11 protein-coding genes are annotated in these 10170 nt (G+C 74.1%); 3 read left to right on the top strand and 8 right to left on the bottom strand.

Going from position 1 to position 10170, the window contains the following annotated elements; translation table 11 throughout:
• Positions 1 to 84: 84 nt before the first annotated feature.
• Complete coding sequence (locus tag ACFU7Y_RS31605; RefSeq protein ID WP_380770441.1) at positions 85 to 255, bottom strand: hypothetical protein; 171 nt, start codon at positions 253 to 255, stop codon at positions 85 to 87.
• Positions 256 to 492: 237 nt separating this feature from the next.
• On the opposite strand from ACFU7Y_RS31605, the gene ACFU7Y_RS31600 reads away from it, so the two are divergent.
• Positions 493 to 1230 (top strand): cobalamin biosynthesis protein, encoded by a 738-nt coding sequence (locus ACFU7Y_RS31600; protein WP_380770440.1) that lies wholly within the window; start codon positions 493 to 495, stop codon positions 1228 to 1230.
• Between the two features lie 31 nt (positions 1231 to 1261).
• Positions 1262 to 2308, top strand: a complete 1047-nt coding sequence (gene cobC, locus ACFU7Y_RS31595; protein WP_224283781.1) for an Rv2231c family pyridoxal phosphate-dependent protein CobC — start codon at positions 1262 to 1264, stop codon at positions 2306 to 2308.
• Between the two features lie 31 nt (positions 2309 to 2339).
• Here cobC and ACFU7Y_RS31590 read toward each other — a convergent pair whose 3' ends face one another.
• From ACFU7Y_RS31590 to ACFU7Y_RS31560, 7 genes are all read right to left on the bottom strand, one after another.
• Complete coding sequence (locus tag ACFU7Y_RS31590; RefSeq protein WP_224283780.1) at positions 2340 to 3170, bottom strand: MOSC domain-containing protein; 831 nt, start codon at positions 3168 to 3170, stop codon at positions 2340 to 2342.
• A gap of 74 nt (positions 3171 to 3244) precedes the next feature.
• On the bottom strand, positions 3245 to 3778 hold the full coding sequence (locus ACFU7Y_RS31585) for a hypothetical protein (protein WP_380770439.1): 534 nt from the start codon (positions 3776 to 3778) through the stop codon (positions 3245 to 3247).
• Positions 3775 to 4353: a hypothetical protein gene (locus ACFU7Y_RS31580; RefSeq protein ID WP_380770438.1), complete on the bottom strand. Its 579-nt coding sequence runs from the start codon at positions 4351 to 4353 to the stop codon at positions 3775 to 3777. Before ACFU7Y_RS31580 ends, ACFU7Y_RS31585 begins: the two co-directional genes overlap by 4 nt.
• 341 nt (positions 4354 to 4694) lie before the next feature.
• Positions 4695 to 5717: a glutamine synthetase gene (gene glnII / locus ACFU7Y_RS31575; protein ID WP_224283778.1), complete on the bottom strand. Its 1023-nt coding sequence runs from the start codon at positions 5715 to 5717 to the stop codon at positions 4695 to 4697.
• Between the two features lie 185 nt (positions 5718 to 5902).
• Entirely contained in the window at positions 5903 to 6877 is a 975-nt protein-coding gene (locus ACFU7Y_RS31570) for an SCO1860 family LAETG-anchored protein (protein WP_380770437.1), read from the bottom strand.
• Positions 6878 to 7003: 126 nt separating this feature from the next.
• Positions 7004 to 7681: a uracil-DNA glycosylase gene (locus ACFU7Y_RS31565; RefSeq protein WP_380770435.1), complete on the bottom strand. Its 678-nt coding sequence runs from the start codon at positions 7679 to 7681 to the stop codon at positions 7004 to 7006.
• Positions 7682 to 7794: 113 nt separating this feature from the next.
• Positions 7795 to 8886 (bottom strand): amidohydrolase family protein, encoded by a 1092-nt coding sequence (locus ACFU7Y_RS31560; RefSeq protein ID WP_380770434.1) that lies wholly within the window; start codon positions 8884 to 8886, stop codon positions 7795 to 7797.
• A 95-nt stretch (positions 8887 to 8981) separates the two neighbouring features.
• Here ACFU7Y_RS31560 and ACFU7Y_RS31555 point away from each other — a divergent pair, with 95 nt between their 5' ends.
• A complete protein-coding gene (locus ACFU7Y_RS31555; RefSeq protein WP_380770433.1) occupies positions 8982 to 10067 on the top strand; it encodes a pyridoxal-phosphate-dependent aminotransferase family protein in 1086 nt (361 codons plus the stop codon).
• Positions 10068 to 10170 lie beyond the last annotated feature (103 nt).

The following is a 10170-nucleotide window of genomic DNA, read 5'->3' as shown; positions in this document are numbered from 1 at the left end:
GCCGCACCGGGCCGGCGGCCGGCGCAGCGGCAGCCGGCCCGGTGGGGGCCTTCGAACTGCGGGAGTCCGCGACGTACACGGGCGTCAGTTCCGGATTCCGGCGTTGTCGGCGGCGCCGGCGGAGTTGCCCGCGTGGGCGTTGACTCCGGCCAGGCCCTCCAGGGTGTGCAGCACGAGGGACGCGGAGGCGGACGCGGGGGTGCCGGGGGTGCCGGGGGTGAGGGTCCCGGGGGCGCGCAGTCGTGCGAAGACCATGGGGTCCTCCGGATGTCGGGGCTTCCTGGGCGGGAGCGCCGAAAACAGTAGGAGCGCCGTGGTGTCGTGTACCGCACAACACAGGTGAAGAACAGGCGAACAGCTGCCGCGCACGGACGCACCGGCGGCGACGGGAACAGCGGCGGGAACGGCGTCGGATGTCACACCCGCCGCGATTGACCCGTTCCGGCCGGGCGTGGTGGGATCGCCGGAGCTCGGGACGAAAGGGTGCGGTACGTGAGCGGACTGGTCACCATCGTCCCGCGCACCCTGGTGGTCGGCATCGGAGCGAGCGGCGGCGCCGAACGGACCGAGGTGCTGCGGTTGCTGACGGACACCCTCCAGGGGGCCGGACTGGCCCGCTCCGCGGTCGCCCGGCTGGCCACCGTGGCGGGCAAGGCGGACCACCCGGCGGTGCGCTGGGCGGCGGACCGCCTCACCGGGGTGCCGGTGGACGAGCACCCGGCCGAGGTACTGGCGGACGTGCCGGTCCCGAACCCCTCCACCACGGTCAATACGGCCGTCGGCACCGCGAGCGTGGCCGAGGCGGCGGCGCTGGCGAGCGCTCCGGGCGGCCGGCTCGTGGTCACCAAGCGCAAGTCGGCGCGGGCCACGGTCGCGATCGCCCGGGCGGCGGTGCGCGGACGGCTCGTGCTGCTCGACCTCGACGCGTGCCCACCGGCACCGCGGGTACGGGCGGAACTGCGGCGCGCCTCGGCAGTCGTGGGCGCGCCCGCGGCCATCGACGCCGTGGCCGGCGCACTCCGGCCGGGAACCCGGCGGATCGCGGTGACGGACGGCGGGCCCCAACCACCGCTGGACGCCTTCGGCGGAGCGTTCGACCGCATCGGGGCGGCCGTCACCCTCGCCTCCCACGGCCACACCGTCGCACTGGTCACCTTCGGCGACGACCCGGTGGCCACCGTGCCACCCGGCCCGTACGAGCTTCGTCGCGTCCACCACCACCGGCCCTGACCACCCGAACCGCCCCGCAAGGAGACCCCGCGTGACCGCCCCCGAACCCGACCTGCGCCACCACGGCGACGCCGAGGTGCGCGCCGACGGGCTCGGCCTGGTCGACCTCGCCGTCAACGTCCGCACCGGCACTCCCCCGGCCTGGCTGCGCGAACACCTCGCGGCCACCCTCGGCGACCTCGCCGCCTACCCCGACCAGAGCGCCGCGCGCGCTGCGGTGGCCGCCCGGCACGCCCGCCCGCTCGGGGAGGTGTTGCTCACCTCGGGCGCGGCCGAGGCCTTCGTACTGCTGGCGCGCGTACTGACACCACGTCACATCGTCGTGGTGCACCCGCAGTTCACCGAGCCGGAGGCGGCCCTGCGGGACGCCGGACACCGGGTGCACCGGGTGCTGCTCTCGCCCGAGGACGGGTTCCGGCTGGGTACCGTCCCCGAGGAGGCGGACCTGGTCGTCCTCGGCAACCCGACCAACCCGACCTCCGTGCTGCACCCCGCCGAGGCCGTCGCCGCACTGGCCCGGCCGGGGCGCACCCTGGTGGTGGACGAGGCGTTCATGGACACCGTCCCGGGCGAGCGGGAGTCCCTCGCCGCCGTCCGGGACCTGCCCGGCCGGGTCGTCGTCCTGCGCAGCCTCACCAAGACCTGGGGCCTGGCCGGACTGCGGATCGGCTATGTGCTCGGGCCCGCACCGCTGATCGCCGACCTCGGTGCCGCCCAGCCGCTCTGGCCGGTCTCCACCCCGGCACTGGCCGCCGCCGAGGCGTGCAGCGGCCCGGCGGCACTCGCCGAGGCGGAACAGGCTGCGGCCGAACTGGCGCTCCGGCGCGCGCACTTGGTGAAGGGCCTGGCCACCTTCCCGTCGGTGCGGCAGTACGGCGAACCGGCCGCCTCCTTCGTCCTGGTACGGCTGCCGGACGCGGCGGCCGTCCGGCAGCGGCTGCGCGAGCACGGCTTCGCCGTCCGGCGCGGGGACACCTTCCCGGGCCTGGGCGAGGAGTGGCTGCGGATCGCCGTCCGGGACGAGGCGACCACCGACCGCTTCCTCAACGCCCTTGAGGCCGTGCTCGGTTCGGTGTGAGAGCAGGCTCGGCCGGGCGCACGGCCGGCGCTCAGTCCACCGTGAGCCGGTCCCCGGTCCGGATCGCGCCGGGCACCACCACCTGGGCGTACACCCCCGCGCAGGGCAGCGCCGGCATGCCCTCCAGCGGCACCACCCGGTTCTGCCCGGCCGGGATGCGCAGCGCCTCGGGGCGGCGGGGCAGCGCCCCGTGCCGCAGGGTGGGGACGGCGCAGCGCGGGGTGGGCGCGAGGACCCGCAGGCGCAGCGTCGGCCCGATCGCCAACTCCCGTCCCACCCAGGCGTTCTCGGCGTACCCCTCGCCTTCGGTGCGGACCACCAGGTTGGGCCGGTAGCGCTCGGCCGCGCTGCCGGTGGCGCGCAGCGTCGCGGTGGTGATCAGATGCAGCGGCGCGAAGTCGAAGAAGCCGCCGTCCGGTGCGGCGCGGCCCAACTCGTTGACGGTGAAGTCCGTTTCGGCCGCGATACCGCGGGCCAGCACCTCCTCCGGCACGGCCCGCTCGACGGTCGCGCCGGGCGGGCGCTCGGCGATCAGCACGACCTCGCGGCCGAGCGCCGCGGACAGCTCCTGCTCGTCCGTGCCACGTCCGTCCGGACCGGTGATCACCACGCCGCCGTCCGCCGTGGTCCTGGCCGTGTACCCCAGCAGGCCGGACCACAGCCGGGGCCGCTTGGCGCTGGCCACCCGGCCGGTGGCCAGGTCGAGCAGCGCCCGTTCCCGGTCGCCGGCCAGACCCCGGCCGGTCACCTCGGCCCGGTCCAGCTCCTCGCCGAGCAGCCCCTTCACCGGGTAGCGCCGCAGTCTTTCGACCGTGCCGGCCACCCGTCCTCCACCCGCTCCTGCCTCGGCCACGTCGGCCACCTGTCCTCCACCCGCTCCCGCCCCGGCCACGTCGGCCACCTGTCCTCCGCTCGTTCCCGCTGCGGCCACGCCCGTCACTCGTCCTCCGCCCATTCCCGCAGGGCCGCGAAGTGCAGCTCCCGCAGTCCGATCCGGGGGTCGACCCAGAGCGCCAGGCCCGGGCCCGGGTGGTTCGCCTCGATCCACGCGATGTCCTGCGGGCCGAGTTCGTCGTCCACCCAGACGAACGGGCGCCCGTCGGCCCAGGCGACCACGTCCCTGGTCTTCCAGTGCAGCCCGTCCGGGTCCTCCCCGAACAGGTCGGACCAGCGGATGTACGGCAGTTCGGGCAGGCCGATGCGCGGGCCGATGAAGGTGTTCGCCTCCTCCATCCAGGTGGTCGCCCACACCAGGTCGTACGGCAGCGCCAGCAACTCCTCACCGTGCGACGGGTTCAGCCACACCCGCAGCGGATCCACCTCCTCGCGCGGCAGCGGCGCGTTGCGCGCCACCCAGCCCTCCGGCAGCAGCCGGTGGGTCAGGTACCCCTCCGGGCGGCGGGCCGCGGGCGCGGCGTAGGGGTTGAGCGGCCCGTCCACGTCGAGCAGGAGCAGCGGCCGCCCGGTCATGCGGCCGCCGCCCACTCCCGCAACTTGGCGAAGTCCTCGGCCAGCAGGCCGATCCGGGGGTTGACGTGCAGGGCGAGCGCCGGTCCGGGGTGGTGGGCGGCGATCCACTCGATGTCCTGCGGGCCGAGTTCGTCGTCCACCCAGACGAACGGGCGCCCGTCGGCCCAGGCGACCACGTCCCTGGTCTTCCAGTGCAGCCCGTCCGGGTCCTCCCCGAACAGGTCGGACCAGCGGATGTACGGAAGTTCGGGCAGGCCGATGTGCGGGCCTATGTGGGTGTTCGCCTCGCCCATCCACCCGGTGGCCCACACCAGTTCGTACGGCAGCGCCAGCAACTCCTCGCCGTGCGACGGGTTGAGCCAGACCCGCAGCGGCTTGACCCGGACGGCGGGCGGCTTGGCGTGCTTGGCCCGCGTGGCCTGCCGCGCCTGGACCGCCGCCAGGTGCTCCTGCTTCGCCACCCACCAGGCGGGGCGCAGACGGTGGGTGTCGTAGCCCTCGGGCCTCCGCTTCGGCGCGGCGTAGGGGTTGAGCGGTCCGTCCACGTCGAGGAGGAGCAGGGGCTGCTGGGTCATGCCATGAATTCTCGGTCCGGCGGGGGCGCTTGACCAGCGATTTGCAGGTCACGATCGGGCCCCCGCGACAGCCCGGTGCCGGCCGGATCCAGTGGATCTTCTCCCGGACCTGGGCCGGCGGTTCACCCCGGGTCGGGTGGACGTCCGCGTACCGGGCGTCCGTGTCCGGGAAGTCCCGCAGGCGCGCTGCTCGGCAGACTCCCCGCCGTTCACCACGTCGGGCAACAGCCGGTCAGGGCAGGGGCCGAGGCAGGGGCCCGGGAGTGACGGAACGCCCGCAGGCCCCCTCCCGGTGCGAGGGGGCCTGCGGGCGTCGTGCGTGTGCCGGATGCGGCGGTGGATCAGACCTGGCCGGCCTTCTCCAGGGCCTCGCAGCAGGTGTTGATCAGGAGCCGGGTGACGACGTAGGGGTCGACGTTGGCGTTCGGGCGGCGGTCCTCGATGTAGCCCTTCTTGTCCACCTCGACCTGCCACGGGATGCGCACGGAGGCACCGCGGTCGGAGACGCCGTAGCTGTAGACGTTCCACGGGGCGGTCTCGTGCTTGCCGGTGAGGCGGGACTGGATGTCGTCACCGTACTGGTTGACGTGCTCCAGCACCTTCTCCTGGGAGGCGCCGAGCGACTCGCAGGCGGTGATGATGGCGTCGTAGCCCTCGCGCATCGCCTTGGTGGAGAAGTTGGTGTGGGCACCCGCGCCGTTCCAGTCGCCGCGGGCCGGCTTGGCGTCGAGGGTGGCGTCGATGCCGAACTCCTCGGCGGTGCGGTAGAGCAGGTAGCGGGCGATCCACATGTCGTCCGAGACGGTCAGCGCGTCGACCGGGCCGATCTGGAACTCCCACTGGCCGGGCATGACCTCGGCGTTGATGCCGCAGATGGCCAGGCCGGCGCCGATGCAGCGGTCCAGGTGCAGCTCGACGATCTCGCGGCCGAAGACCTCCTCGGCGCCGACGCCGCAGTAGTAGCCGCCCTGCGGGGCCGGGTAGCCGCCCTCCGGGAAGCCGAGCGGGCGGGAGCCCTTGAAGAAGGTGTACTCCTGCTCGATGCCGAAGATGGACTCCTGCGCGGCGTACTTCTCCGCGACCTCGCGCAGCAGGGCGCGGGTGTTGGAGACGTGCGGGGTGCCGTCCGTCTCCAGGACCTCGCAGAGGACCAGGATGTGGTCACCACCGCGGATCGGGTCCGGCACGACCCGCACCGGGTCCAGCACGCGGTCCGAGGCGTGGCCCTCGGCCTGGCTGGTCGAGGAACCGTCGAAGCCCCAGGTGGGGATCTTGTCAGCGTTGGGCAGGACGCGAGTCTTGGAACGGAGCTTCGCGGTCGGCTTGGTGCCGTCGATCCAGATGTACTCGGCCTTGATTGCCACGGCTTGTCCCTCGCATTGCTGGGTGGTGGGTGCCCGCGTAGCGTTGCAAGCCGCCGTTTCCCGGTTGTTCCTCTCGTGTAACGCGCATGTGAACCAACCGTCCGCATTGGCACGGTCACGGTGCGGGAGTGCCGGGGGCGACACTCCCGCCGTTCCGCGTGCCGTCAGTGACGGCACCGGTGTGGTCAGTGACGACGGGCGTGCGCGGCGCGACGGCGGCGGGTGGCCCACAGGGCGGCCGCCCCGCCCGCGACCAGGGCGGCGGCCCCCGCGGCGAGCGGGCCGGTGGCGCTGCTGCCGCCGGTGGCGGCCAGCTTCTCCGGCTTCTCCACCGCGGCCTGCGGGGCGGCGGCGCGCGAGGTGGTGGTGTCGGCGACCGGCTGGGCGGCGGGCGCGCTGGTGGGCGCGGTGCCCGGGGTGGCCGGGGTGGCCGGGCCGGACGGGCCGGCCGCCGGCGCGGAGGGCTTCTCACAGCTCACCGAGGCGACGGTGATCTTCCCGGTGACCTTGGCGACGTTCAGGTTGAGCGGGTTCACCTCCACCTGCACCTCCAGGGCCGAGGCGGCGGCGGTGGTCGTGGTGACGGTCTTCTTGGAGAACTCCACCGAGACGCTGCCGATCAGCGGCACGTCCACCTTGGTCGGCCCGTACAGACCGACGGCGACCGGCTTGCCGAGCACACTGAGCTTGACCGGCGCGACCACGTCGGCGGTCGGCTGCCCGTCCACCGGGCAGGTCGCCTCGGCGCTCATCGCCTCCAGGCCGAGCAGCGCGGTGGCGGGCAGGCCGGGGGCGTGCACGTCGGCGTTGACCAGCTTGACGGAGGCGGCGGCGCCCTTGGCGTCGACGCGGGTCACCGACTTGCCGACGTCCGCCTTGACCAGGGTGACCGGGGCCTGCTGGTCGACCCCGTCCACCTTGGCGGTCAGGATCGAGCCTTCGCGCTGCGCCGGCGACTCCACCTTGTTCAGCGCGATGTTGACCGGGACGTCCACCGCCTTGTTCAACAGGCTGACGTCCAGGTCGAGTTCGGCGGTGACGGCGCGCGCCTTGCCGGGCGACGGGGCGGGCTCGGCAGCGTGGACGGGCGCGGCGGTGAGCAGTGAGCCCGCCACCACGGCAGTGGCCGCGGCAGCGGAAACGATTCGGCGAGAAGACATGGCGATACCCCCACACAGGTGAAACGATGAGCCGCCAGTCTTCTCGAACAATCCGTCACATGAGTAACACAGAAAGTCATTTCACTCTTTGGGGTGAGATTGGCGTTCTGTGTCGACCAGGCTCTGCTACGGGAGCAGCCAGTCCACCGGCTGCGCCCCCTGCCGCACCAGCAGCTCGTTGGCCCGGCTGAACGGCCGCGAACCGAAGAAGCCGCGGTCGGCCGACATCGGGCTGGGGTGGACCGACTCGACCGACGGGACGCTGCCCAGCAGCGGGCGCAGGTTGCGGGCGTCACTCCCCCACAGGATCGCCACCAGCGGGCCGCCGCGCGCCACCAGCGCCCGGATCGCCTGCTCGGTGACGGCCTCCCAGCCCTTGCCCCGGTGTCCGCCGCTCTTGCGCGGCTGGACGGTGAGCACCCGGTTGAGCAGCAGCACGCCCTGGTTCGTCCACGGGGTGAGGTCCCCGTTGGACGGCTGCGGCAGGCCCAGGTCGGTGCCGTACTCCCGGTAGATGTTGATCAGGCTCGCCGGGATCGGCCGCACCTCCGGCGCCACCGAGAAGCTCAGCCCGACGGCGTGTCCGGGGGTCGGGTACGGGTCCTGCCCGACGATCAGCACCCGCACGTCGGCGAAGGGCTGCTGGAAGGCGCGCAGCACGTTCGGGCCGGAGGGCAGGTAGGTGCGGCCTGCGGCCAGTTCGGCGCGCAGGAAGTCGCCCATCGCGGCGACCCGTCCGGCGACGGGTTCCAGGGCGGTGGCCCAGCCGGGCTCGACGATCTCGTTCAGTGGACGCGGTGCCATGGTCGCCACCCTATCGGCCTACACCGACAGGGCTTTCAGCGGATGATCATGCGATCGTGGCCGGTCGAGGGGGCCGACGGGGGCCGGGCCGACGGGGCCGAGAGGGGTCGCGACTACCCGACCGGCCGCCCCCGCAGCACCACCAGCCGCGGGTCCGCGAGCACCCGGACGTCCGCCCGCGGGTCCTGCTCGTACACCACGAAGTCCGCCGGCGCGCCCTCCTCCAGCCCCGGCCGTCCCAGCCACTCCCGTGCTCCCCAGCTCGCCGCCGACAGCGCCTCGGCCGGGCTCAGCCCCGCCTTGACCAGCTCCGCCACCTCGTCCGCGACCAGCCCGTGCGCCAGCGAGCCGCCCGCGTCCGTACCCACGAACACGGGGATGCCGGCGTCGTGCGCGGCGCCCACGGTGTCGTACCGGCGCTCGTGCAGCCGCCGCATGTGCGCCGCCCACGCCGGGAACTTGGCCTCGCCGCCGGCCGCGAGGTCCGGGAAGGTGCCGATGTTGACCAGGGTCGGCACGATCGCCACCCCGCGCTCAGCGAAGACCGGGATCAGCTCCTCGGTCAGCCCGGTGGCGTGCTCGACGCAGTCGATCCCGGCCGCCAGCAGGTCCGGCAGCGACTCGGCGGAGAAGCAGTGCGCGGTGACCCGGGCCCCCTCCTCGTGCGCCGCCGCGATCGCCTCGGTCAGTGCGTCGCCGGGCCAGCAGGCGGCGAGGTCGCCGCGATCGCGGTCGATCCAGTCGCCGACCAGCTTCACCCAGCCGTCCCCGCGCCGGGCCTCGGCCCGGACGTAGGCGGCCAGGTCGCCGGGCTCGATCTCGTGCGCGTAGTTGCGGATGTAGCGGCGGGTGCGGGCGATGTGCCGCCCGGCACGGATGATCCGGGGCAGGTCCTCGCGCTCGTCGATCCACCGGGTGTCGGCGGCCGAGCCGGCGTCGCGGATCAGCAGGGTGCCGGCGTCCCGGTCGGTGAGCGCCTGCTTCTCGCTGGTCTCGGCGTCCACCGCGCCGTGCGCGTCCAGGCCGACGTGGCAGTGCGCGTCCACCAGGCCGGGCAGCACCCAGCCGGTCACCGTCCGCACGTCCCCGGCGGTCGGCGGGCGGGTGAAGCTCACCCGGCCGTCCACCACCCAGAGTTCGTCCCGGACGTCCTGCGGACCGACCAGCACCCGACCCCGCACGTGCAGCACCGCGCCATCGTTCATGGCCGCACTCTACCGACGGGTGGGTTCCGTGTAAGCAGTCACGATGCGGCAGACTCGTTTCCGGCACCCCACCCCCCGCGAAAGGCGATAAAGACGTGAGTCCCTTCCTCGACCTGCCCCCGCTCAGCGCCGCCGAGTTCGCGGCGATCGAGGACCAGGTGGCCGCGCTGCTGCACACCGAGGCCGACGTGATCGTCACCCAGGGCGAGGCGCTCCTCCCCCTGGAGGCCGCGATCCGCGGCGCCGCGCACCCCGGCTCGACCGCCCTCAACGTCGTCACCGGCCCGTACGGGCAGACCTTCGGCAACTGGCTGCGCTCCTGCGGGACGAAGGTCGTCGACCTGTCCGTGCCCTTCGACAGTGCGGTGAGTGCCGAGCAGGTCGCCGAGGCCCTGGACGCCGACCCGGAGATCGACTTCGTCTCCCTGGTGCACGCCGAGGCCGCCACCGGCAACACCAACCCGGTCGCCGGGATCGGGGCCGTGGTCCGCGAGCACGGCGCGCTGCTGATGCTCGACGCGGTCGCCTCCGTCGCCGCCGAGCCGCTGCTCACCGACGAGTGGGGCGTCGACCTGTGCGTCATCGGCGGCCAGAAGGCGATGGGCGGCCCGGCCGGAGTCTCCGCCGTGTCCGTCTCCGGACGGGCCTGGGAGCGGATCGCCGCCAACCCGGCCGCCCCGCGCCGCTCCTACCTCTCGCTGCTCGACTGGAAGGAGCGCTGGACCGACGCCGGCCGCACCGTCCTGCCGCACGCCCCGGCCCAGCTGGAGATGCTCGCGCTCGGCGCCTGCCTGGACCGGATCGCCGCCGACGGCCTGCCCTCGGTGATCGCCCGCCACCGCGCCGCCTCCGCCGCCACCCGGGCCGGCGTCCGCGCGCTCGGCACCCTGGCCCCGTACGTCGTCGAGGACGCCCACGCGGCCCCGGTCGCCACCACCCTGCGCACCCCGGACGGCGTCGACGCGACCGCCGTCGCCGCCCGCCTCGACCCGGCCCTGCCGGTCCAGCCGGGCGGCGGCGCCCTGGCCGGCTCGATGCTGCGGGTCAACCACTACGGGCAGGCAGCCGCGCTGGACACCGTCCGCGCCTGCCTCACCGGCCTCGCCGCCGCCACCTCGGCCGACCCGGCACCCGCCCTGGCCGCCGCCGAGGCCGCCTGGAGCGCGACCGTCCAGGCCTGAGCGGGTACGTGACAGGGCTGCGGCCCCGGAGGACGTCCTCCGGGGCCGGTCTCTTATACACAACAGACGCTGCCCGCGAAACGTAGAGGGTAGATCTCGGTGG

The organism is Kitasatospora sp. NPDC057542, from assembly GCF_042801945.1.
Lineage (GTDB): Bacteria > Actinomycetota > Actinomycetes > Streptomycetales > Streptomycetaceae > Kitasatospora.
Note: the sequence above shows the minus strand (reverse complement) of the source record. Positions and strands in the feature narration are given on the sequence as shown.